Consider the following 20,468-nt stretch of genomic DNA (forward strand, 5'->3'; position numbering starts at 1 on the left):
GCCGCCCACGCACCATGGCTACGATCCGGCGCAACTCGCTGGAGGTTTCGCCATGGCCCGTCTCGCCGTCTCCTATGTCGCCGCGCTGGCAGCCATCGGTGCCATGGATTTCGTCTGGCTGCGGCTGGTGGCGATGCCCTGGTACCAGGCCGGCATGGGGCACCTGATGGCCGCCAGGCCGAACGTCGCCGGCGCCGCGGCCTTCTACTTCCTCTATCCCATCGGCGTGCTGGTGTTCGCCGTCGTCCCGGCCGCCGGCGACTGGCAGCGCGCCCTGCTGCTCGGGGCCGTGTTCGGCCTGTTCTGTTACGGGACGTTCGACCTCACGAGCCTGGCCGTGCTGCGCGACTACCCGGCATGGCTGGCGGTGCTGGACATCGCCTGGGGCGCCGTGGTCAGCGCCACCGGCGCTCTGGCCGCGGCGCTGGCATGGCGGGCGGTGTCGGCCTGACCTGCGGTCGACGCCCTGGCGGGCCGACCCACCGGCCGGACCAGACTTTTCTCTCGTCATGCCGGGCTCGACCCGGCATCCAGCGACGGGGCCGTCAGACCCACACGGCCGGCAGGGAACGAGCCCGCCCCGCGATGGCGTCAGCCGGGCAACGAGAGCGCGCTCTCCAGGTTGGCCAGCATCCGGGTCCAGCCTTGTTCCGTCCGCTCGGCCATCTCGCGCGCGTCGGACCCCGGCCCCAGGTCGTGCCGCAGCGTGAGCTCGCAGCCGTCGCCCTGCGGCTCGATGTCGATGACCACCGTGCTGTCGTGCGACTGGAACTGCGGCAGCGAGAAGCTGAACGCGATGCGGCGCGGGCGGTCCAGCTGCAGGTAGCGGCCGTCGTGCTGCACCTCCAGCGCCGCACCGCCCGCCTCCAGCGGCCGGCGATCGACGACGACGAAGCGGCCGTTCACGCCCGGCTCGATGTCGCAGCGCACGATCTCGCCGGTGGGCGGGGTGGCGAAGAGGAACTGGCGGGCGACGGCCGGATCGAGCCAGGCGTCGTAGACGGTCTCGGCGGTGCAGGCGTAGGCGCGCTGCACGCGCACGATGGTGGAGGTCGACATGGGCCGGTTATCGCCGCGGCCGGGGCGGCCGGTCAAGCTCGGCGTTTGCGGCCCCGTGGCGACGGCCGGAACCTCAGAACCGCGATTCCGGCAGCTCGATCTTGACTTCCAGCACCTCGAGGTCGTCCTGCCGCTCCAGTTGCACCTTGATGTCGCGCGGATCGATCTTGATGTACTTGCCGATCACGGCGACCAGGTCGCGCTGCAGCGCCGGCAGGTAGTCGGGCTCGGCCGCGTTGCGGCCCGAGCGCTCGTGCGCCAGGATGATCTGCAGCCGCTCCTTGGCGACGCTGGCGGTCTTCTTCTTTTCGCCCAGCAGGAACGAGAGGAGGGACGCCATGGTCAGCGGCTCCCGAACAGGCGCTTGAGGAAACCCTGCTTCTGCGCGTCGACGAAGCGCAGCGGCTTGTCCTGGCCGAGGAAGCGGTCGACCACGTCCTTGTAGGCCTCGGACACGTCGCTGCCCTTCAGGTGCACGGCCGGCGTGCCCTGGTTGCTCGCCTGCAGCACGGTCTCGCTCTCGGGGATCACGCCGATCAGCTTGATGCGCAGGATGTCCTGGATGTCCTCCAGCGACAGCATCTGGCCCTGGTCGACGCGGTTGGGGTTGTAGCGGGTGATGAGCAGGTGCTCCTTGACCGGCTCCTTGCCCTCGATGGCGCGGCGGGTCTTGGACGACAGCATGCCCAGGATGCGGTCGGAGTCGCGCACCGACGACACCTCGGGGTTGGTCACGATCAGCGCCTCGTCGGCGAAGTGCATGGCCATCAGCGCGCCGGTCTCGATGCCCGCGGGCGAGTCGCACACGATGTAGTCGAAGTCCATCGCGGCCAGGTCGTCCAGCACCTTCTGCACGCCTTCCTTGTTCAGCGCTTCCTTGTCGCGCGTCTGCGAGGCGGCCAGCACGAACAGGTTGTCGCAGTGCTTGTCCTTGATGAGGGCCTGGTTGAGCGTGGCCTCGCCGTGGATCACGTTGATGAAGTCGTACACCACGCGGCGCTCGCACCCCATGATCAGGTCGAGGTTGCGCAGGCCGACGTCGAAGTCGATGACGACCGTCTTGTGGCCGGCGAGCGCCAGGCCGGAGGCGAAGCTGGCGCTGGTGGTGGTCTTGCCGACCCCGCCCTTGCCGGAAGTGACGACGATGATTCTTGCCATGGGCTTGTGGTCCTTCAGCGGGTTTGCAATGGGTCCATCACCAGCTTGCCGTCCGCGCCGCCGACAAGGCGGATCTGGGTCGGCTTGCCGAGCACCTCGGCGGGCAGGGGCACGTCGCTCGTGCGGTACACGCCGGCGATGGAGACGAGTTCGGGTTCGAGGCACAGCGTCACGATGCGCGCGTCCTCCTGGCCGCGCGCGCCGGCGATGGCCTTGCCGCGCAGCGGTGCGTAGACATGGATGCTGCCGTCGGCGATGACTTCGGCGCCGGGGTTGACCATCGACATCACCACCAGGTCGCGGCCGCGGGCGTAGACCTGCTGGCCCGAGCGCAGCGGCCGGTCGATCACCAGCGCGCCCAGGGGCACGGGTGCCGTGGGGGCGGGCGCGGCGGCGGCTTCCACCACCGGCTGCGGCCCCGCCAGGCGCGCCGGCGCGGCGATCACCTCCTCGGCCACCGCCAGCCCCGCCTGCGCGGCGGCGGCCATCTGCGCCGGACTGCCCCCGCGCGCGGCGATGGGCAGCACGCGGTAGGTGCGCAGCAGGCGCACCAGTTCGGCGAGATCGGGCACGGCGTCCTGCTCGCGCAGCGGCGCCAGGTCGATCACCAGCGGATCGCGGTCGAAGAAGTCGGGGATGTCGCCGAAGCGCGCGTGCAGCTCGTGCGCCAGCGCCTGCAGGTCGGGGGACTTGAGCAGCAGCGAGACCAGCGGGAGGTTCGCGCTCTTGATCTCGAACGTGGCAGGCGCACGGCCTGCGAGGGCGACGGACATCGGTGGGGGCGGGGTACTGCTGTGCCTTCTGAGGCGGGCGCATCTTAGCAGTGGGCGCAGGCCACGTCCTACGCATTCTGTTGCCAAGTGCCTCTGCGGTGTCCACATGTGCGGAACGACACTGGCAGCACGTCCCCGAAGCAGTTCCTGGAGCGGTCGATGAAGTCCCAACACACCCTGTCGCAACGGATCACCGTGGCCACGGTGCTGCCCGTGATGCTGTTCGCGTTCGGCCATGTGCACGGCCAGGGCACCGGTTCGGACGCGACGTTCCAGGGCCGCCCGGCCCTGGCGGGCGCGCAGGCGGGCACGGGCGCGCTGGCCGGCCCGCCGCAGGGCGGCGTGGCACCGCAAAGCGTCGACCAGCCCGGCGGCGGCCTGGTGCTGCGCAAGCCGAGCGCCGCCGCATCGGCCCCCGACCAGGCGGTGCCGCGCGACCCGGGCGGCGTGCGCCCGCCCGGTGACGGCGAGGTGCAGGCCCCGCGCAAGGGCGAGGTGCAGCCGCGGCGCGAGCGCGATCCGGGCACCGGCATCAAGCGCGAGCACAACGGCAACAGCAGCGACAGCACGGCCCGCAAGGCCAAGCGCGGCGCCAAGCGATCGATCGAACGCGCCCGCCGCGGCGTGAGCGGCATCGACAGCTGACGCGCTCCACGAGTCGTCATGCCGGGCTCGACCCGACATCCAGCGACGGTCCGTGAGCACGCGCCGTGTTGACTGCAGCCCCCCCGGACACGCGTGGGGCGAAGCTAGCCCCCCTCCAGCACCGACCTCGCCTTCTCCAGATCCGCCACGAACGCCTCGAACGCGGCTTCGCGCTCGCCCGGCTCCACGCGCAGCAGCGCCGAGGGGTGCAGCGTGATCAGCACCTTCAGCCCGTCGGGCCGCTGCAGCCACTTGCCACGCTCGGCGGTCACGGACACCTGGTGGCCCATGAGCGAGCGCGCCGCGGTGGCGCCCAGCGCCACCAGCGCCTTCGGCCGCACCAGCGCGATCTCGTCCTCGAGCCAGTGCAGGCAGGCCGCGGCCTCGCGCTGCGACGGGCTCTTGTGGATGCGGCGCTTGCCGCGCAGCTCGAACTTGAAGTGCCGCACCGCGTTGGAGACGAACACCGCGTCGCGCGGCACGCCGATGGCCTCCAGGGCCCGGTCGAGCAGCTGGCCCGCCGGCCCGACGAAGGGCTGGCCCTGGATGTCTTCCTGGTCGCCGGGCTGCTCGCCGACGAACATCAGCGGCGCGTGCAGGCGGCCCGCGCCGTTGACCGCCTGGGTGGCGAACTCGCCGATCGGGCACTCGCGGCACCGCATGGTGGCGTCCTGGAGGTCCTGCAGCGAGCCGATGCCGTCGCGGTGCAGCGTGACCACCGGATCGTTGGCCGCCGGCCTTGCGATGCGCCGCTGCGGCGGCTGCGCGGGCTGCTCGATCATGGTGCCGCTCCGTTCGGTCGCCTGCGCCGACAGCTCGCCGATCAGGCGCGCTTCGGGCAGGTTGTCCCAGTACTTGCGCGGCATCTCCTTGCGCATCTGGCTGAGCTTGAGCCGCGCCGGATTGAAGATGCTGCGGTAGTAGGTGAGCCACAGCGCCTCGCCGGCATCGGGCGGCGGCGCGTCGGCCCGGTTGCCGCCGGGGCCGAACACCAGCTGCTGGCCGTCCCAGTGCACCGAGCGCTCGGGCGTGACGATGACCCAGCGCATGCCGGCGAAGCGGCGCGCGAACCAGGGCGCCACCGCCTCGACGATGTGGTGCACTGGCTCGAACCAGGCCACGTGCACCACCTGCCCGGGATGCTCCTCGTCGGGCACCTCGCGGAACCGCACGAACGCCTTCATCTTGTGCATGTCGCGCCGCACCGACTGCGCCATCTGCTGGGCATGCAGCATGTCGGGGTCGATCGGGTCGTTGCGCAGCGTCGGCTCGTGCACCAGCCGCCAGAGCAGGCGGTACAGCAACGCGAACCGCTGCGGGTCCTGGTGCAGCACCACCACCTCACACAGGCGCAGGAACGAGGCCGGGACGATGGCCGCGGCGGCGCGCGGAATGCTGCGGGCGGCGCTGCGCGGCGCGTCGGCGCCCTCGGCCGGCTGCGAGAACAGGTCGGCGTCCTGCGCCGCGTCGGTGTGCCAGTCCACCTGGTCGGGCGGGACCTGGTGCGCGAGCAGGTCGCGCGCTTCCTTGCGGAAACCGGTCAGGTCGATCTCGCTGGCGAGGCGGGCCTGCATCGTCGACGCTCCCGCTTCAGAACAGCGCGCCCTGCACCGGCGCGGGCGGCGCCGGCGCGCGGGCGGACGGGCTGCCCCGGGGCCGGTGGTCGGCCAGTTCCACGAACGGCAGCACCTTGCGCGTGGGCACGCGCAGCCGCTGCAGGTCGTCGCTGCGCAGCCGGCGCACGCGGCGGGCCAGCAGCAGCCGGTCGACCGCCTTGACGCCGAGCCCGGGCACGCGCAGGAGCAGCTCGCGCGGGGCGCGATTGAGGTCGACGGGAAAACGCTCCGGATGCGCCAGCGCCCACGCATGCTTGGGATCGAGGTCCAGCGCCAGCATGCCGCCCGTGCGCGGCGGCGTGATCTCGCCGGCTTCGAAGCCGTAGAAGCGCATCAGCCAGTCGGCCTGGTACAGCCGGTGCTCGCGCACCAGCGGCGGCGCCTTCAAAGGCAGCGCAGCGGCGGCATGCGGGATCGGGCTGAAGGCGGAGTAGTAGACGCGCCGCAGCCTGTAGGCGCCGTACAGCTGCGCGCTGGTGGACAAGATCGTGGCGTCGTCGGTGGCGTCGGCGCCGACGATCATCTGCGTGCTCTGGCCGGCGGCGGCGAAGTGCGGCGCCTCGGCGCGGGCGGGCTTGGCCCCCGGCACGATGCGCACCGGCTGGGCCTCGACCTCGCGCTGCGCTTCCCGGGCGTCGTCGATGTGCACGCGCAGCCGGGCCATCGACCGCTTGATGGCGGCCACGTCCTTCTGGGGCGCCAGCGCCGACAGGCTGCCGGCGGTGGGCAGTTCGATGTTGATCGACAGCCGGTCGGCGTAGCGGCCGGCACGCGCCAGCAGCTCGGGCGAGGCCTCGGGGATGGTCTTGAGGTGGATGTAGCCGCGAAAGTCGTGCTCCTCGCGCAGCACGCGCGCCACCTCGACCACCTGCTCCATGGTGTAGTCGGGGCTGCGGATGATGCCGCTGGACAGGAACAGGCCCTCGATGCAATTGCGGCGGTAGAAGTCCAGCGTGAGGTGCACCACCTCCTGGACGGCAAAGCGGGCGCGCTGCACGTTGCTGCTGACGCGATTGACGCAGTACAGGCAGTCGTACTGGCAGTAGTTGGTCAGCAGGACCTTGAGCAGCGAGATGCAGCGGCCGTCCGGCGCATAGCTGTGGCAGATGCCGGTGCCGTCGTTGGAGCCCAGGCCGCGGCCGTCGGCCGAGTCGCGCGCGCGCCCGCCGCTGGACGCGCACGAGGCGTCGTACTTGGCGGCGTCGGCCAGGATCGCGAGCTTGGCGTTCAGGTCCACTGGATGACTATACAGTCCTGCCGCCGAAGCGGCTCGGCGCCTGGGTCTTTCGCGGTGCGGTCCGCGGACTTTCGTGAACAAGGACGCAGTCCGGAAGCGGCAGCGCGGCATCGGCGTCCCCGTCACACCGGCGCGATGTGCGCCCGTTTCTTCAGCCGCCGCGCGCGCACTTCCATCACCAGGTACATCGCCGCCGCGATGGCCAGCGGCAGCAGGTAGTAGAGCGCCCGGTAGCCGAGCAGGCCGGCGAGCAGCTCCTCCTGCGCCATGCGGTGGCCCAGCAACGCGATGAACACCGCCTCGAACACCCCCAGGCCCGCCGGCACGTGCAGCACCACGCCGGCGATCGCCCCGACCAGCAGCACCGTCAGCACGTCCGCGTAGGGCAGGCGCTGCTGCAGCAGCATCCAGATGATCGCGGCCATCAGGCTCCAGTTCAGCGCCGAGATGGCCATCTGCAGCACGGCCATGCGCCACGGCGGCAGGTACAGCTCGTGGCCGCGCCAGTCCCAGACGCGGTCGCCGGCGCGCCAGCAGGCGATGAGGTAGCCCAGGGAGATCGCCACCAGGGCGGCACCGATCCACTGCAGGCCGTGGCTGCCCATGTGCCACGAGGGCGGCAAGGCCAGCGGATGGAAAATGAACAGCAGGCCGGCCAGCAGCTTGTAGCCCAGCCAGTTGGTCAGCATGCTCATGGAGACGATGCGCGTGATCACGCCCATCTTCAGGCCCAGCCGCGAGTAGAGCCGGTAGCGAAAGCCGACGCCGCCGACCAGCGAGCCGATGCACAGGTTGAAGGTGTAGCTGACGAAGGTGACCGCCATCACGATCGGCGTCTTGAGCGTGTGGCCGGTGTACCGGCGCCCGATCAGGTCGAAGCAGGCATAGAGCAGGTGGCTCGCCACCGCCAGGCCCAGCGCCGCCAGCAGCGCCGGCACCGGCAGCTCCTCGAGCGATCGCAGCACGTCGCCCCACTTGATGTGCTGGGCGTACGCGAACAGCAGCCAGCCGACCGCGATGAAGAAGGCCAGCGACAGCCCGCGCTTGAGCCAGGGCCACCACGGCCGCGAGCGCAGCCGCTTGTCCTGCCGTGGCATGGGCCGGTCGTCTTCGTGCAGGGCGCCGACGTGGTCGTCGTTGGCCGCCTGCAGCAGCTCGCGCGGCAGCAGCCGGGTATTCATCGCTCCTCCTTGGGCACGCCCGGATAGGCATGCGCGAGCCGCTCCGCCATCGCGGCGACGAGCTTGGGGCGATGGCGCGGCAGCCACCCCGTCAGCAGCGGGTACAGCCGCACCAGGTGGAAGGCGATGAAGCTGCGCAGCACGGCCAGGAAGCCGCCCGCGCCCGCGACCTGGTCGTAGGTGATCTGCTTGCAGCTGTGGCGCATCAGCTGGTCGAGCCGCTCGAACAGGTGCGCGTTGAAGGCGCGGTCGCGGATGATGACGTTGGCCTCGAGGTTCAGGCTCAGGCTGAGCGGGTCGAGGTTGCTCGAGCCCACGGTGGCCCACTCGTCGTCGACCAGCGCCACCTTGCCGTGCAGCGGCCGGTCGCAGTACTCGAAGATGCGCACGCCCGCCTTGGCCAGGTGGCTGTACAGCGCGCTGGCGCCGACCTTGACGATCGCCATGTCCGGCGTGCCCTGCAGGATCAGCCGCACGTCGACGCCGCGCCGCGCCGCGCGGCGCAGGTCGCGGATCAGGCGGTAGCCGGGAAAGAAGTAGGCATTGGCGATCACGATGCGGTGCCGCGCCAGGCGGATGGCGATGCGGTAGTGCCGCTCGATGTCCGTGGTGTGCCGGCCGTTGTCGCGCGAGACCAGCATGGCGCGGGCCGTGCCCACGTGCGGCAGCTGCTCGGGCGTGTGGCGCGCCTCGCGCCGCCAGCGCCACCAGCGCCGGTGCGGGTTGTGGCGCGAGCCGAGCGCGAGCGCCGCGTGGGCGAAGCGGTGGATCTCGGCCACGATGGGGCCGCGCGCCTCGACCGAATAGTCCTGCTTGGCCTCGGGGCCGAAGTCCGCCAGGTGGTCGGCCGAGTAGTTGATGCCGCCGATGAAGGCGAACTCGCCGTCGACGACGACGATCTTGCGGTGCAGCCGGCGCAGCAGGTTGGGCCGCAGCCCGAACGGGCGCGGACCGGGATCGAACACGTGCAGCCGCACCCCGGCGTCCACCAGGCCCGCGATGAAGCGCTCGGACAGGTCGGGCGATCCCCAGCCGTCGATCGTCAGGTCCACCTGCACGCCGCGGCGGGCGGCTCCCACCAGCACCTCGTGCAGCGCCAGGCCGACCTTGTCCTCGAACAGGATGAAGGTCTCGACCACCACTTCGCGCTGCGCATGGGCGATGCGATCGAACACGCGCGGGAAGAACTCCTCGCCGTTTTCGAGCAGGGTGAATTCGTTTCCGTCGTACCAGCGGGCAGGCATGGGGCGAATCCGTTCACAGGTGGATTTCGGCCGCCAGCGGCGCATGGTCCGACAGGTGCGACCAGGGCCGGCGCGGCAGCACCACCGGCAGGTGCGCCGTGGCGTTGCGCACGTAGATGCGGTCCAGGCACAGCAGAGGGAAGCGGGCCGGGAAGGTCTTGGCGGGCTCGCCGTAGGCGTGCACGAAGACCTCGCGCAGGCCGATCTCGCGCTCCAGGATGGTGTTGGCCCGGCGGCGCCAGTCGTTGAAGTCGCCGGCCACGATCAGCGGCGCGTTGTCGGGCACCTCGCTGCGCACCATCTCGCACAGCAGGTCGAGCTGCTGCACGCGGTGCGACTCCGACAGGCCCAGGTGGGCGCAGATCACGTGCACCTCGATCGGCTGGCCGGGCACGCGCAGCACGCAGTGCAGCAGGCCGCGCTTCTCGGGGCCGGGCAGCGAGACGTCGTGGTTCTGGAAGTGCACGATCGGGAACTTGGACATCACGGCATTGCCGTGGTCGCCCTTGGGATACACGACGTTGCGGCCGTAGGCGTACTGCGGCCAGATGCTGTCGGCCAGGAATTCATAGTGCGGCGCGTCGGGCCACTCGGCGTACTTCTTGCCGTGCTCCTCGTGCGTGCCCAGCACCTCCTGCAGGAACACCACGTCGGCGCCGACCTTGCGCACGGCGTCGCGCAGCTCCGGCAGGATGAACTTGCGGTTGAAGCTGGTGAAGCCCTTGTGCGTGTTGACCGTCATGACGGTGAGCGGGGCAGCGGCGGCCTGCGTCTCTGACATTCCCTGCGATCGGTGAAGGTGGAGCATCCCCTTGTACCGACGCGCTCTACAGGAGGGTGTAGGACGCAAGGCAGGGATGGTGTCGCAGTCGGTGCGAGCGGGCGTGCGACAGCGCGCGCGAGGGCTGTCGCCGCGCTTCTGCCGCGCTCGCACCGCCGCGCATGCCTGGCCCGCCGGCGACGACGCGCGGGCCGGAACGCAGCGGGCGCCCGAGCGCCCCGGCGTCCTACAGCCATGGTCTCGCGCGTCCGGCACCCCGCTGTGGAGGTGGGCCCTAAGGTTCTCTCACGCCCCGCCATCCGGGGCTGTGTCTTTTCTGAACCTCGAAGGAGTCGATTGCGATGATGAACACCAAGACCAAGACCGTCTCGCTGCTGCTGGCCGGCCTGCTCGGCGCCGCCGGTGCCTGGGCCGAGAACACGCCCGCGGCCACCTCGGACCTGCCCGTGGGCGGCCAGTCCAGCACCATGACGCAGGGCCAGCCGAACATGGCCACCACCAACAACCCGGCCGTGGAGAATCCGGCCGCGGGCAACCTGGGCGCGAGCGCCGTGCCCGCGCCCAGCACGAAGACGTATGGCACGAGCAGCGCCGCGGCCGTGGACAACCCGAGCGGCACCGCCACGATGGGCGCTGCGCCGGCACCGGGCACCTACACCTACGGCACCAGCGGTGCGCAGACCATGGACGTGCCGGTGCGCGGCGGTGAGGTCAGCACGATGACGCACGGCCGCCCGAACGCATCGACCAACAACCAGACGCCCGATGGCGCGGTCGACGCGCAGTACGTGGCCGCCGCCCCGGACGTGCGGCTGGGCACCGGCGAAGCCAGCACCTACGTGAACGGCAACCCGAACGCCAACCCCGAGGATCCCGTGATCCACAAGAGCGGCGCCGACCGCCGCAGCGAGCGTGAGTTCAAGCGCGCCGATGCCCGCACGCGCCGCGCCGAAGCGGCCATGGGCCAGCGCGGCGCGGAGCCGGCCTGGCAGCAGCCCAGCGGCACGCCGCAGTAACGCGGCCAGTCGCCGCGTCGCGCCAAGACAAAGCGCCTGCCCGGGCAACCGGGCAGGCGCTTTGTTCGTCCGGCGCGGCGGCCGCGCCGCCGCCGGGGGTCAGCGTGCGCCGGGGGCCGCCTGGCCGCCAGCGCCCATGTGCCCGCGGTGGTGGCCGCGATGGCCAGCCTGCAACATGCGGGCGCTCTCGGCGTCGAAGGTTTTCTTCTGCTCCGGCGTGAGCTGGGCATAGAAGGCCTTGGTCGCTTCGGCGCGGCGTTCCATCTCGGCGTTGCGGCGATCGCGCATGGCGCGCATCTGGTCGATGCGCTCGGGCGTCGTCATGGTCGCCATGGCGGCGCGGTCCGGGCGCGGCGGCATGTTGGCCGGCGGTTGCATCGCGGCGGCGAAGCTGGTCCAGGCGGCGTCCTGGGCCGGCGTGAGCTGCAGCTTCTGCTTCAGGTCGGCCAGGCGGCGGTTCATGCGCTCGGCCATGCGGGCGGGCTCGAAGCGGCGGCCCTGCGGGCCTTGCGCCTGCGGCGCGCCTGCATTGGGGCCGGGCGCAGGCGCGGGCTGGGCCTGGGCCGCGAGGCCCACGCCGGCGAGCAGCGCGCAGGTGACGAGGTGCTTGCGGAACTGGAATGTCATGGAGGCGTCCTTTCGGTCTGGAGTGCCCGGGCTGGTCGGCTCCAACCCAAGGTGAGAGGAAGTCTGGCGCGGCCGTGTCAAGTCACCGTGCCACGCCGGTCACGCGCGTGTAAAGCTGGCGCACGCCCTGCGCGCCGTCCGGCCGGTCCTACAGCAGGACCGCCTGTGCGGCCACACGCGGGGACGCGCTCCGCGCCCAGGATGCACGCCATGCGTCGTCACCAGGAGAACGCCATGCTTGTGCCTCATGCGCGGCCGTCGGCCGCGCTCCTGCTGGCCGGCGCGCTGGTGGCAGGCGCCGCCGCGCAGACACGGCCGGCCGACTCCGACGCCCCGCCGCCGGTCCCCGGCCAGGTGCTGAGCGACGTGCACCCGTTGCCGGCGGAAGACCGCGACAGCACAGGCGCCGTGTTGCTGGACCACTCGCGCGTGCGGGCCCAGCAGGCGGCCAACCCGAACGACACCTCGCGCATGGGCGCGCCGCCCGAGGTCGGGCGCAATGCCTCGCAGGTGATCGAGCGTTCGCGCACCTGGGAGGACGTGCGCGAGGCCGAGCCAGCCCCGCCGGCGCCGCCGCAGCCGCCGGCCGCGCCCGCGACCCGCTGAGCCGCGCTCAGAAGCGGCCGGCCTGGAAGTCCTCGACGGCCTGGATCAACTCCTCGCGCGTGTTCATCACGAACGGGCCGTATTGCGCGATCGGCTCGCGCAGCGGCTTGCCGGCCACCAGGATCGCGCGCACCGGCTCGCTCGATCCGGCCGCCGGCCGCAGCCGCACCCCGTCGCCCTCGTTGGCCAGCACCGCCAGCCGGCCGCTGGGAACCGGCGTGGCCACGCCGTCGCTGCCCACGACCTCCAGGGTGCCGCGGTAGGTGCAGAGGAAGGCGTTGTGGCCCGGGGGCAGGGCCTGCTCGAACACCTGCTCCGCGCCGTCGAAATGAAGGTCGAGGTAGAGCGGCTCGGTGCCCTCGCGCTGCACCGCGCCGGGCACGCCCTGCGCTTGGCCGGCGATCACCCGCACGGTGACGCCCGCGGTCGTGCGCGCCTGCGGAATCTCGTCGCTCTGGATGTCGCGGTACCACGGCTCGCGCATCTTGGCGCTGGCGGGGAGGTTCAGCCACAGCTGGAAGCCCTCCATCACGCCTTGCTCCTGCTCGGGCATCTCGCTGTGCACGAGGCCGCGGCCGGCGGTCATCCACTGGACACCGCCGTTTTGCAGCAGGCCCTCGTGCCCGTGGCTGTCGCGGTGGCGCATGCGGCCGCGCAGCATGTAGGTGACGGTCTCGAAGCCGCGGTGTGGGTGGTCGGGAAAGCCGGCGCCGTAGTCGTTCGGGTCGTCGCTGCCGAAGTTGTCGAGCATCAGGAACGGATCGAGGCGGCGCTGCAGGTCCGGGGTGAGCAGGCGCGTGAGCCGCACGCCGGCGCCATCGCGCGTGGCCTGGCCGGTGACGAGGCGCTCCACGCGCCGGGGCTGGGAGACGGTGTCCATGCGGGCATTACAGCGCAAAGCCCATGGCCTTGATGGATGCAGTCCCTCCCGCGGCGCGGCCGGGCTCCTACGTTCGCGCCGGCCCGGGGGCGCGAGGATCGGCCGCATCCCAGGAGACGACGATGAACCTGTTGCAGCGCATCCAGCAATACGACCAACAACGCCCCGGACTGCCGGGCGAGCACTGGCTGGTGCTGGCCGCGGGGTTGGGCGTGTGGATGGCCTCGCGCGCGCACCCCTCGATGCTGGTGCGCGGCGCCGGGCTGGCCGCCGGCACGGCGCTGGTGGGCCGCGCCGCCAGCGGCCGCGACGGCGTGCGCAAGCTGGTGCGCTGGCTGCCGGTGGGACGGACGGTGCGCTGACGGCTACGCCGGCGCGCCGGTTTTCTTGCAGGTGCGGATGCCCAGCAGCGCATAGGCCGGGCACCAGCCGATGAGGCCGGTGGCCAGCGGCACCACGCCCAGCCAGCCCCACCAGCCGACCGTGCCGGTGGCCGCCAGGCCCACCAGCACCAGGCCGATCACGATGCGCAGGGTGCGGTCGATGCCGCCGATGTTGCTTGCCATGGGTCGCTCCTTCCGAGGCGGCACAGGCGCCGCTCGCGCCGATGGTGCGGCGCGCGCGGCAACCCGGCGTTGATCCCCGTCAAGCCGCCTTCCTGCGCTCCCCGAGCGCCGGATAGTCGGTGTAGCCCTTGGCCCCGCCACCATAGAACGTGGTGCGGTCCGGTTCGTTGAGCGGGGCGTTCTCGCGCAGCCGCTCCACCAGGTCGGGGTTGGCGATGTACAGCTTGCCGAACGCCACCAGGTCGGCGCCGCGGGCAAGGGCCTGCTCCGCCCCCGCGCGGTCGTAGCCGTTGTTCACCATCCAGGCGCCCTGGCCACCGGCGTCGCGGTAGGCGCGGCGCAACGCGTCGTAGTCGAAGGGCCGGTCGGCGATCTCGCGCGGCCCGCCGGTGGCGCCTTCGATGATGTGGACGTAGGCGAGGCCCAGCGGCGCCAGCTGGCGCACCACGTGCTCGAACAGCGGCTGCGGATCGGGATCGTGGACGTCGTTGGCGGGCGTGACGGGCGACAGGCGGATGCCCGTGACGCCGCCGCCGATCTCCTCGACGATCGCGCGCGTCACCTCCAGCAGCAGCCGGGCCCGGTTCTCGATCGAGCCGCCGTAGTCGTCGGTGCGGTGGTTGGCGCCGCGCTTGAGGAACTGGTCCAGCAGGTAGCCGTTGGCCGCATGGATCTCGACGCCGTCGAAGTGCGCGCTGGTCATCGCGTGACGGGCGGCATGGCGGAAGTCGTGCACGATGCCGGGCAGCTCCTGCGCCTGCAGCGCGCGCGGCTCGGAGGTGTCGACGAAGCTGCCGACGCCGTTCCTGATCAGGTAGGTCTTGGTCCTGGCCGCGATCGCCGACGGCGCCACGGGCTTCTGCCCGTCCGGCTGCAGGTCGACGTGCGAGACGCGGCCCACGTGCCACAGCTGCGTGACGATGCGGCCGCCGCGGGCATGCACCGCGTCGGTCACGCGCTTCCAGCCATCGAGCTGCTCGGTCCCGTACAGGCCCGGCACGTCCGCATAACCCTGGCCCTGGTGGCTGATCGCGGTCGCTTCCGTGATCAGCAGGCCGGCGCTGGCGCGCTGCGCGTAGTACTCGGCCATGAGCGGCGTGGGGACGGCGCCGGGCGCGCGGTTGCGGGTGAGCGGCGCCATCACGACGCGGTTGGGAAGCTGCAGGCGTCCTGCCTGGACGGGCTCGAACAAGCTCGGCATGGGTCGGGTTCTCTTTCGTGGTTGCGGCAAAGGGGGAGGGAGCGTACGGCGGCGCACAAGTTCGCGCTGGCCCGGGTGAATTGGGCGCTGTCCGACAATGCGGCTGATGCATTCGCCGGAACGACTGCCGCACTTCGCGCTCGCGCTGGCCCTGTCGCTGGGCGCCGCGGTGTCGCTGGGCATCACCCGGTTCGCCTATGCGTTGCTGCTGCCGCCGATGCGGGCCGACCTCCAGTGGTCGTACACGCTGGCCGGGGCGATGAACACGGCCAACGCGCTGGGCTACCTGCTCGGAGCCCTGGCCACGCCGCGGCTGATGGCGCGGCTGGGCCCGTCGCGCCTGGTGCTGTTGGGCGCCGCGCTCGCCAGCCTGTTCATGGGGCTGTCGGGCTTCTTCACCGATGCGACGGCGCTGCTGGTGCAGCGGGTGCTGGCCGGCTCGGCCAGCGCGCTGCTGTTCATCGCCGGCGGCCTGCTCGCGGCGCGCCTGGGCGCCATGCGGGCGTCGCAGGCGGGCCTGCTGCTGGGGCTGTACTACGGCGGCACCGGCCTGGGCATCGTGGCGTCGGCACTGCTCGTGCCGGCGGTGCTGGACGCAGCCGAGGCACGGCCGCATGGCTGGGCCTGGGCCTGGTGGGCGCTGGCGCTCGCGTGCTTCGCCGCCACCGCGGTGCTGGCCTGGCCGGCCCGCGTGCTGGCGCGTGCCGCCGCGGCGGCGCCTGCCGGCGCTGCGACGGGGCGGGGGGCGCGCTTTCGCTGGCGCGATTTCGCACCCGGCCTGGCGGGCTACACGATGTTCGGGGTCGGCTACATCGGCTACATGACGTTCGTGATCGCGCTGCTGCGCGAGCAGGCGGTGGCGCCGGGGCGCATCACGCTGTTCTATGCGCTGCTCGGGCTGGCGGTGGTGGCGTCGTCGCGCATCTGGGCCGGCCTGCTGGACCGCTGCAAGGAAGGACAACCGCTGGCGCTGCTCAACGCCCTCCTCGGTGTGGCGACGGTGGTGCCCGCGCTCACGGCGGCCTGGCCGCTGCTGCTGGCCTCGGGGCTGCTGTTCGGCGGCGTGTTCCTGTCGGTGGTGGCGTCGACCACGGCCCTGGTGCGGCACCAGCTGCCGCCCTCGCAGTGGGCGGCGGGGATCAGCGCGTTCACCACCGTGTTCGCCGCCGGCCAGATCGCGGGGCCGACGGTGGTCGGCTGGATCGCCGACGGGCCGGGCGGATTGGCGCGCGGGCTGCTGTTCTCCGCCGGCGCGCTGTGGCTCGGAGCGGCGCTGGCCTGGCGCCAGCGCCCGCTGCCCGCGCCGATTACGACTTGATCAGGCCTTCGGCCTTCATCGCTTCCTGCACCGCCGGCCGGGCCAGCATGCGCTCGCGGAAGGCGCGCAGGTTGGCCGGCAGCTCCAGCTTCATCGGCGCGGCCCAGCCACTGACGGTGAAGAGGTAGGCGTCGGCCACGCTGAATTGCTCGCCCATCAGGTAGTCCTTGCCGGCCAGCTGGCCGTCGACCCACTGGAAGCGGCCGGCCAGGCGGTCGCGGTAGATCTGCTTGCCTTCTTCCGGCATGGCGGGGTTGAACAGGGGCGAGAACGACTTGTGCAGCTCGGTGCCGATGAAGGTGAGCCACTCCTGCAGGCGGTAGCGCGGCAGCGTGCCGTTGGCCGGCGCGAGGTTCCGGGTCGGCACCTGGTCGGCGATGTACTGCACGATCGCCGGGCCTTCGCGCAGCCGGGTGCCGTCGTCGAGTTCCAGCAGCGGCACGTAGCCCAGGGGGTTGATGCCGTAGTAGTCGGTGCCGTCCTGCAGCTGGTGGGTCTTGGTGCTCGCCAGCACCAGCTCGAACGCGAGGCCGGCCTCGCGCAGCACGATGTGGGGCGAGAGCGAGCAGGCGCCGGGGGAGTAGTAAAGCTTCATGTGTGAAATGTCTCTTCCTCGTGGACAGGGGTCGCATGCTAGCGCCCGGGGTATTCCCCTGCCGGGGCACAACTTGGGAGAATGTGCTCATGCGTGGATGGATCAAGTGGGTGGTGGGAATCGCGGCGGCACTGCTGGTGCTGCTGGTGGTGGCGGTGGTCGCGCTCTCGCGCTGGGCGGGCAGCGACGACTTCCGCGCGCGGGCGCAGCAGGCCGCCTCGCAGGCGCTGGGCGTGCCGGTGCGCCTGGGGCGCATCGACGTCACCGTGTGGCCGGCGCCGGCCGTGGCGCTGCGCGACGTGCGCATCGAGACGCGGCCCGCGCTCACGCTGGAGCAGATCGACGCCACGCCGGTGTGGCGTTCACTGCTGGCCGGCAAGCCCGCGCTCGACGCGCTGGTGGTTCGCAATGCCGTGCTGCCCCAGCAGGGCGTGATGGCCGTCGCCGCCGCGGCGCAGAAGCCGTCGGGCGCCGCGACGCCCGCGCCTTCGGCCGGCGGCGCGCCCGCTTTGCCGAATCGCATCCTGCTGGAGAAGGTGACCTGGGTGGACGCCGGCGGCCAGAAGCTCACCGTCAACGCCGAAGTGGCGTTCGAGGGCCAGCCGCTGCCGCAGTCGGCCAGGGTGGACATCGTGGCCGGCCGCTTCGCCGGCGCGAAGGCGCGGCTGGAGCGGCAGGACCAGACCTGGCAGCTGCGCGCCGACATCGGCGGCGGCACGGTGACCGGGCCGCTGCGCCTGCAGCCGCAGCGCGCCGGCGGCTGGCGGCTGGCGGGCGAGCTCGCCACCGACCGTGTCGAGGTGGCCGCGCTCACTGCGCCCAGCCGCTCGCTGACCGGCCGGCTGGAGGCGCGCACCTCGCTGCAGGCCGACTTCAAGGAGCCGGGCGCGCTGGCCGACGCCATGCGCACCCAGACCCGCTTCACGGTGCGCAACGCGGTGCTGCATGGCATCGACCTGGCGCAGGCCGTGCGCACGCTGGGCGTCAGCCGCAGCGGGCAGACGGCGCTGGACACGCTCACCGGCCAGGTCACCACGCACGGCAAGGCCGTGCAGCTGAGCAACCTGGTCGCCAACTCGGGCCTGCTCTCGGCCACCGGCAACGTGGCGCTGGCGCCCGACCGCACGCTCAACGGCAAGATCAGCGCGGTGCTCGGGGGCGGCTCGCTCACCGCCGGGGTGCCGCTGCAGGTGGCCGGCACCATCGATGCGCCGTCGGTCACGCCCACCGGCGTGCTGCTGCCGGGCAGCCAGGTGGCCACCGACCTGGGCGACAAGATCGGCTCGGGCCTGAAGGGCCTGTTCGGCGGCAAGTAGCAACGCGCCTGGGCGGCGTGCCTACAGCCCGTCGGGCTGCGGGCTGATCGCCGCCGGCGCGTGCGCGTCCTAGCATGGCGGAGCCGCACTCGCGCGGCTTTCCGTTCCGTCCACCGTCATGCACCTGTCCACCGTCGAGACCCGCCTCGAATACATCGTGCGGGAACCCTCGCACTGCTGCTTCAACATCGAGGCCGCGCACTGGCCGTCGCAGAAGATCGTCAGCGAGCACCTGTCGATCACGCCCGCTGTCGACGTGCATGCGTTCGTCGAGCCGCGCGGGGGCAACCGCTTCATCCGCTTCGATGCCCTGCCGGGGCGGCTGGAGGTGCACTACAAGGCCGATGTGGAAGTCCAGCCCCAGCAAGTCGAGGCCGACCTGCCGCAGTTCCCGGTGAACCAGGTGCCCGATGCGATGCTGCACGACCTGCTGCCCACGCGCTATTGCGAATCCGACGTGCTGGGCCAGTTCGCCCGCGAGCAGTTCGGGAACTTGCCGCCCGGCCTGGCCCGGGTGCGCCAGGTCGTCGACTGGGTGCACCAGAACATCGCATACCGCCCCGGGAGCACCACCTCGACCTCCACCGCGCAGGACGTGCTCGCGCAGCGCGCGGGCGTGTGCCGCGATTTCGCGCACCTGGCGATCACCTTCTGCCGGGCGCTGAACGTGCCGGCGCGGCTGGTGGCCGGCTACGTGTGGTTCGACGAGCCGCCGCAGGACTTCCACGCCATCTTCGAGGCGTGGCTGGGCGGGCGCTGGGTGATGTTCGATCCCACCGGCATGGCGCCGGTGGACCGGCTGGTGCGCATCGGCACCGGGCGGGACGCGAAGGACGTGGCCTTCAGCACCATCTTCGGCTCGGTGGAGATGACCGACAAGCTGGTGAGCGTGCTCGAGCACGACACGCGTGCCAGCGCGATGCCGGCCTTGGCCTGATCACGTCTGGTACGACGCGTCCTCGCGATCGAGCTTGCGCAGCAGCGCCGGCCACGCGATGTTGGCGCCCTGGCCGGCGGTGACGGTCTTCATCACCTGCGCCATGCCCTGCATGACCGCCGGGTTGATCTGCACCAGTTCGCCGCCGCCTTGGGCGTCGATCTGGATCTTGCAGGTGTTCTCGAACGTGTACATCGACAGGAATGCGTCGGCGACGGTCTTGCCCACGGTGAGCAGGCCGTGGTTGCGCAGCATCAGGTAGGTCTTGTCGCCCAGGTCGCGCACCAGCCGCGGCTTCTCGTCGTCGCGCAGCGCCACGCCTTCGTAGTCGTGGTAGGCCAGCGATGCCAGCACGAAGGTGCTCTGCTGGCTGATGGGCAGCACGCCGCAGGCCTGGGCGCTCACGGCCACCCCGGCGCGCGTGTGCGTGTGTAGCACGCACTGCACGTCGTCGCGCGCGGCGTGGATGCAGCTGTGGATGGTGAAGCCGGCCGGGTTCACCGGGAACGGCGAGTCGATCACCTTGTGGCAGTGGGCATCGACCTTGACCAGCGAGGACGCAGTGATCTCGTCGAACATCAGCCCGTACGGGTTGATCAGGAAGTGGTGGTCCGGGCCGGGCACGCGGGCGCTGATGTGGGTGAAGACCAGGTCGCTCCAGCCGTACGCGGCGACGAGGCGGTAGGCGGCGGCCAGGTCCACGCGCAGCGCCCATTCCTCGGCGCTCACGAGTTCCTTGACGGAGGGGATGTGCATGCTTGTCTCCTTGCCGGGCGCGGCGGCGCGCCGGGGACGGCCACTCTAGACCGATCGGGCCCGGCGGGCATGTCCCTGCCAGGACATGCGCCATTCACGGCGCGGTCAGCTTCTCCAGCCGGGCCAGGAAGTGCAGGGCGTGCCAGGCCGAGTCGCCGCACATGTCCGTGCTGGGCTGCAGGCCCGCACAGACGGCGGGCCGCTCGGGCCGGCCGAACAGGCGGCAACGGTTCGCCTCGTCGAGCTGGATGCAGCGCGTGCCGGCCGGCTTGCCGTGCGGCATCCCCGGAATCGGCGAGGTGATCGACGGCGCGATGCAGCACGCGCCGCAATCGGCACGGCAGCTCAGGGCCATGTCGCGTCCGTCATGGCATCGAACATCCCGGTCGCACGTTGGCGAGCCATCCGGTGGTCGGGATCGGCGCCGGGACAGGTCCCGGTGCGCGTGGCCGGCCGAGGAAAGACGGGGTCGGGGAGGGTGGGCGAGGCGGACATGGGTTCCCGCTTTCTCTCTCTTAGTTTTCTTATTGTTTAGATAGTAGTAGTAGGTAAGGGCCGGCGGTCGCTGTGGACAACCGTCCTTTCTGCCTGATCCGTCAGGCACTTACGTGTCGCCTGATCCTGTGGGCGGTCGCGCTTCCGTGCTGTCGCCCCGGCAGGGACAAGTCTGCCTGGCTGGCCGCTTCTGTGGACAACCTTCCGGTTGTGCCGGACTGGTCCACAGGGTTGTTCCCGCTGCACACGCACAAGCTGCCTGGGCGCAAGCCGTGGCGGTCGATGGCGGGGGCAGCGGACCGCTGCCGCACCCGTTCTGGGACGCATGGGGGTCCGTGCCCGCTTTGCCGCCCCTTGGCGCCCCCTTTGGCGCCACGAGGAGACCTCTCCAAGCCTCTTGACGCATTGCCGATCCCTCCCCGGGCGGGCAGTTCGTGCGGACCCGCTAGGACGCTTCAGGT

Annotated in this window: 24 protein-coding genes; 8 read left to right on the forward strand and 16 right to left on the reverse strand. The window is 71.6% G+C overall.

Features of this window, described 5'->3' with window-relative positions; translation table 11 throughout:
- Window positions 1-52 precede the first annotated feature (52 nt).
- Entirely contained in the window at window positions 53-451 is a 399-nt protein-coding gene (locus AC3ANR_RS01525) for a DUF2177 family protein (protein WP_488290113.1), read from the forward strand.
- A gap of 140 nt (window positions 452-591) precedes the next feature.
- Here AC3ANR_RS01525 and AC3ANR_RS01530 read toward each other — a convergent pair whose 3' ends face one another.
- The 4 genes from AC3ANR_RS01530 to minC all read right to left on the reverse strand — a co-directional run bounded on the left by AC3ANR_RS01530 (window position 592) and on the right by minC (window position 2,990).
- Window positions 592-1,059 (reverse strand): SRPBCC family protein, encoded by a 468-nt coding sequence (locus AC3ANR_RS01530; protein WP_488290114.1) that lies wholly within the window; start codon window positions 1,057-1,059, stop codon window positions 592-594.
- 73 nt (window positions 1,060-1,132) lie between these two features.
- Window positions 1,133-1,399 carry a cell division topological specificity factor MinE gene (minE, locus tag AC3ANR_RS01535; protein WP_488290115.1) on the reverse strand — a complete coding sequence of 89 codons (267 nt, stop codon included), beginning with the start codon at window positions 1,397-1,399 and terminating at the stop codon, window positions 1,133-1,135.
- 2 nt (window positions 1,400-1,401) lie between these two features.
- On the reverse strand, window positions 1,402-2,217 hold the full coding sequence (minD, locus tag AC3ANR_RS01540) for a septum site-determining protein MinD (protein WP_488290116.1): 816 nt from the start codon (window positions 2,215-2,217) through the stop codon (window positions 1,402-1,404).
- A gap of 14 nt (window positions 2,218-2,231) precedes the next feature.
- Window positions 2,232-2,990: a septum site-determining protein MinC gene (gene minC, locus AC3ANR_RS01545; protein WP_488290117.1), complete on the reverse strand. Its 759-nt coding sequence runs from the start codon at window positions 2,988-2,990 to the stop codon at window positions 2,232-2,234.
- Window positions 2,991-3,149: 159 nt separating this feature from the next.
- On the opposite strand from minC, the gene AC3ANR_RS01550 reads away from it, so the two are divergent.
- Window positions 3,150-3,635 carry a hypothetical protein gene (locus AC3ANR_RS01550; protein ID WP_488290118.1) on the forward strand — a complete coding sequence of 162 codons (486 nt, stop codon included), beginning with the start codon at window positions 3,150-3,152 and terminating at the stop codon, window positions 3,633-3,635.
- A gap of 104 nt (window positions 3,636-3,739) precedes the next feature.
- Here the strand turns inward: AC3ANR_RS01550 and AC3ANR_RS01555 are convergent, their stop codons facing one another.
- The 5 genes from AC3ANR_RS01555 to AC3ANR_RS01575 form a co-directional block, all read right to left on the reverse strand.
- A complete protein-coding gene (locus tag AC3ANR_RS01555; protein ID WP_488290119.1) occupies window positions 3,740-5,209 on the reverse strand; it encodes a UdgX family uracil-DNA binding protein in 1,470 nt (489 codons plus the stop codon).
- A 16-nt stretch (window positions 5,210-5,225) separates the two neighbouring features.
- Entirely contained in the window at window positions 5,226-6,488 is a 1,263-nt protein-coding gene (locus AC3ANR_RS01560; protein ID WP_488290120.1) for a putative DNA modification/repair radical SAM protein, read from the reverse strand.
- A 122-nt stretch (window positions 6,489-6,610) separates the two neighbouring features.
- Window positions 6,611-7,669 carry a lysylphosphatidylglycerol synthase domain-containing protein gene (locus AC3ANR_RS01565; RefSeq protein WP_488290121.1) on the reverse strand — a complete coding sequence of 353 codons (1,059 nt, stop codon included), beginning with the start codon at window positions 7,667-7,669 and terminating at the stop codon, window positions 6,611-6,613.
- The gene (gene clsB, locus AC3ANR_RS01570) at window positions 7,666-8,913 is read right to left on the reverse strand and encodes a cardiolipin synthase ClsB (RefSeq protein WP_488290122.1); all 1,248 of its coding nucleotides are present in this window, start codon (window positions 8,911-8,913) and stop codon (window positions 7,666-7,668) included. Before clsB ends, AC3ANR_RS01565 begins: the two co-directional genes overlap by 4 nt.
- A gap of 13 nt (window positions 8,914-8,926) precedes the next feature.
- Window positions 8,927-9,694 (reverse strand): endonuclease/exonuclease/phosphatase family protein, encoded by a 768-nt coding sequence (locus tag AC3ANR_RS01575; protein ID WP_488290123.1) that lies wholly within the window; start codon window positions 9,692-9,694, stop codon window positions 8,927-8,929.
- 344 nt (window positions 9,695-10,038) lie between these two features.
- Between AC3ANR_RS01575 and AC3ANR_RS01580 the strand changes: the two genes are divergently transcribed.
- Window positions 10,039-10,710: a hypothetical protein gene (locus AC3ANR_RS01580; protein ID WP_488290124.1), complete on the forward strand. Its 672-nt coding sequence runs from the start codon at window positions 10,039-10,041 to the stop codon at window positions 10,708-10,710.
- Between the two features lie 99 nt (window positions 10,711-10,809).
- Here the strand turns inward: AC3ANR_RS01580 and AC3ANR_RS01585 are convergent, their stop codons facing one another.
- Window positions 10,810-11,337 (reverse strand): Spy/CpxP family protein refolding chaperone, encoded by a 528-nt coding sequence (locus AC3ANR_RS01585; protein ID WP_488290125.1) that lies wholly within the window; start codon window positions 11,335-11,337, stop codon window positions 10,810-10,812.
- Window positions 11,338-11,571: 234 nt separating this feature from the next.
- Between AC3ANR_RS01585 and AC3ANR_RS01590 the strand changes: the two genes are divergently transcribed.
- Window positions 11,572-11,943 carry a hypothetical protein gene (locus tag AC3ANR_RS01590; protein WP_488290126.1) on the forward strand — a complete coding sequence of 124 codons (372 nt, stop codon included), beginning with the start codon at window positions 11,572-11,574 and terminating at the stop codon, window positions 11,941-11,943.
- Between the two features lie 7 nt (window positions 11,944-11,950).
- On the opposite strand, the gene AC3ANR_RS01595 is transcribed toward AC3ANR_RS01590, so the two are convergent.
- Complete coding sequence (locus AC3ANR_RS01595) at window positions 11,951-12,823, reverse strand: pirin family protein (RefSeq protein WP_488290127.1); 873 nt, start codon at window positions 12,821-12,823, stop codon at window positions 11,951-11,953.
- Window positions 12,824-12,945: 122 nt separating this feature from the next.
- Between AC3ANR_RS01595 and AC3ANR_RS01600 the strand changes: the two genes are divergently transcribed.
- Entirely contained in the window at window positions 12,946-13,185 is a 240-nt protein-coding gene (locus tag AC3ANR_RS01600) for a hypothetical protein (protein ID WP_488290128.1), read from the forward strand.
- A gap of 3 nt (window positions 13,186-13,188) precedes the next feature.
- Here the strand turns inward: AC3ANR_RS01600 and AC3ANR_RS01605 are convergent, their stop codons facing one another.
- Window positions 13,189-13,389, reverse strand: a complete 201-nt coding sequence (locus tag AC3ANR_RS01605) for a YgaP family membrane protein (RefSeq protein ID WP_488290129.1) — start codon at window positions 13,387-13,389, stop codon at window positions 13,189-13,191.
- A 79-nt stretch (window positions 13,390-13,468) separates the two neighbouring features.
- Window positions 13,469-14,590, reverse strand: coding sequence for an alkene reductase (locus tag AC3ANR_RS01610; RefSeq protein WP_488290130.1), 1,122 nt, complete (start codon window positions 14,588-14,590; stop codon window positions 13,469-13,471).
- A gap of 106 nt (window positions 14,591-14,696) precedes the next feature.
- Here AC3ANR_RS01610 and AC3ANR_RS01615 point away from each other — a divergent pair, with 106 nt between their 5' ends.
- Complete coding sequence (locus AC3ANR_RS01615) at window positions 14,697-15,908, forward strand: YbfB/YjiJ family MFS transporter (RefSeq protein ID WP_488290131.1); 1,212 nt, start codon at window positions 14,697-14,699, stop codon at window positions 15,906-15,908.
- On the opposite strand, the gene gstA is transcribed toward AC3ANR_RS01615, so the two are convergent.
- Window positions 15,898-16,503: a glutathione transferase GstA gene (gene gstA / locus AC3ANR_RS01620; protein ID WP_488290132.1), complete on the reverse strand. Its 606-nt coding sequence runs from the start codon at window positions 16,501-16,503 to the stop codon at window positions 15,898-15,900. The genes AC3ANR_RS01615 and gstA overlap by 11 nt on opposite strands.
- An 89-nt stretch (window positions 16,504-16,592) precedes the next feature.
- Here gstA and AC3ANR_RS01625 point away from each other — a divergent pair, with 89 nt between their 5' ends.
- Together AC3ANR_RS01625 and AC3ANR_RS01630 are read left to right on the forward strand one after the other, a co-directional pair.
- Window positions 16,593-17,819: an AsmA family protein gene (locus AC3ANR_RS01625; RefSeq protein ID WP_488290133.1), complete on the forward strand. Its 1,227-nt coding sequence runs from the start codon at window positions 16,593-16,595 to the stop codon at window positions 17,817-17,819.
- 118 nt (window positions 17,820-17,937) lie between these two features.
- Window positions 17,938-18,756: a transglutaminase-like domain-containing protein gene (locus AC3ANR_RS01630; RefSeq protein WP_488290134.1), complete on the forward strand. Its 819-nt coding sequence runs from the start codon at window positions 17,938-17,940 to the stop codon at window positions 18,754-18,756.
- Here AC3ANR_RS01630 and AC3ANR_RS01635 read toward each other — a convergent pair whose 3' ends face one another.
- Window positions 18,757-19,512: a class II aldolase/adducin family protein gene (locus AC3ANR_RS01635; RefSeq protein WP_488290135.1), complete on the reverse strand. Its 756-nt coding sequence runs from the start codon at window positions 19,510-19,512 to the stop codon at window positions 18,757-18,759.
- Between the two features lie 94 nt (window positions 19,513-19,606).
- Window positions 19,607-19,867: a YkgJ family cysteine cluster protein gene (locus AC3ANR_RS01640; RefSeq protein ID WP_488290136.1), complete on the reverse strand. Its 261-nt coding sequence runs from the start codon at window positions 19,865-19,867 to the stop codon at window positions 19,607-19,609.
- Window positions 19,868-20,468: the final 601 nt, after the last annotated feature.

The sequence above is a fragment of the Ramlibacter sp. JJN2-2R genome, from assembly GCF_057747835.1.

Excerpts from the sequence above, each read along its gene's own strand:
- AC3ANR_RS01595 (WP_488290127.1), bottom strand. The coding sequence starts at position 12,823 with ATGGACACCGTCTCCCAGCCCCGGCGCGTGGAGCGCCTCGTCACCGGC.
- AC3ANR_RS01625 (WP_488290133.1), top strand. The coding sequence starts at position 16,593 with ATGCGTGGATGGATCAAGTGGGTGGTGGGAATCGCGGCGGCACTGCTG.
- AC3ANR_RS01610 (WP_488290130.1), bottom strand. The coding sequence starts at position 14,590 with ATGCCGAGCTTGTTCGAGCCCGTCCAGGCAGGACGCCTGCAGCTTCCC.
- AC3ANR_RS01580 (WP_488290124.1), top strand. The coding sequence starts at position 10,039 with ATGAACACCAAGACCAAGACCGTCTCGCTGCTGCTGGCCGGCCTGCTC.
- AC3ANR_RS01550 (WP_488290118.1), top strand. The coding sequence starts at position 3,150 with ATGAAGTCCCAACACACCCTGTCGCAACGGATCACCGTGGCCACGGTG.
- AC3ANR_RS01575 (WP_488290123.1), bottom strand. The coding sequence starts at position 9,694 with ATGTCAGAGACGCAGGCCGCCGCTGCCCCGCTCACCGTCATGACGGTC.
- AC3ANR_RS01600 (WP_488290128.1), top strand. The coding sequence starts at position 12,946 with ATGAACCTGTTGCAGCGCATCCAGCAATACGACCAACAACGCCCCGGA.
- AC3ANR_RS01605 (WP_488290129.1), bottom strand. The coding sequence starts at position 13,389 with ATGGCAAGCAACATCGGCGGCATCGACCGCACCCTGCGCATCGTGATC.
- minE (WP_488290115.1), bottom strand. The coding sequence starts at position 1,399 with ATGGCGTCCCTCCTCTCGTTCCTGCTGGGCGAAAAGAAGAAGACCGCC.
- AC3ANR_RS01630 (WP_488290134.1), top strand. The coding sequence starts at position 17,938 with ATGCACCTGTCCACCGTCGAGACCCGCCTCGAATACATCGTGCGGGAA.
- AC3ANR_RS01635 (WP_488290135.1), bottom strand. The coding sequence starts at position 19,512 with ATGCACATCCCCTCCGTCAAGGAACTCGTGAGCGCCGAGGAATGGGCG.
- clsB (WP_488290122.1), bottom strand. The coding sequence starts at position 8,913 with ATGCCTGCCCGCTGGTACGACGGAAACGAATTCACCCTGCTCGAAAAC.
- AC3ANR_RS01555 (WP_488290119.1), bottom strand. The coding sequence starts at position 5,209 with ATGCAGGCCCGCCTCGCCAGCGAGATCGACCTGACCGGTTTCCGCAAG.
- AC3ANR_RS01565 (WP_488290121.1), bottom strand. The coding sequence starts at position 7,669 with ATGAATACCCGGCTGCTGCCGCGCGAGCTGCTGCAGGCGGCCAACGAC.
- AC3ANR_RS01525 (WP_488290113.1), top strand. The coding sequence starts at position 53 with ATGGCCCGTCTCGCCGTCTCCTATGTCGCCGCGCTGGCAGCCATCGGT.
- gstA (WP_488290132.1), bottom strand. The coding sequence starts at position 16,503 with ATGAAGCTTTACTACTCCCCCGGCGCCTGCTCGCTCTCGCCCCACATC.
- AC3ANR_RS01640 (WP_488290136.1), bottom strand. The coding sequence starts at position 19,867 with ATGGCCCTGAGCTGCCGTGCCGATTGCGGCGCGTGCTGCATCGCGCCG.
- AC3ANR_RS01590 (WP_488290126.1), top strand. The coding sequence starts at position 11,572 with ATGCTTGTGCCTCATGCGCGGCCGTCGGCCGCGCTCCTGCTGGCCGGC.
- minC (WP_488290117.1), bottom strand. The coding sequence starts at position 2,990 with ATGTCCGTCGCCCTCGCAGGCCGTGCGCCTGCCACGTTCGAGATCAAG.
- AC3ANR_RS01530 (WP_488290114.1), bottom strand. The coding sequence starts at position 1,059 with ATGTCGACCTCCACCATCGTGCGCGTGCAGCGCGCCTACGCCTGCACC.
- minD (WP_488290116.1), bottom strand. The coding sequence starts at position 2,217 with ATGGCAAGAATCATCGTCGTCACTTCCGGCAAGGGCGGGGTCGGCAAG.
- AC3ANR_RS01615 (WP_488290131.1), top strand. The coding sequence starts at position 14,697 with ATGCATTCGCCGGAACGACTGCCGCACTTCGCGCTCGCGCTGGCCCTG.
- AC3ANR_RS01585 (WP_488290125.1), bottom strand. The coding sequence starts at position 11,337 with ATGACATTCCAGTTCCGCAAGCACCTCGTCACCTGCGCGCTGCTCGCC.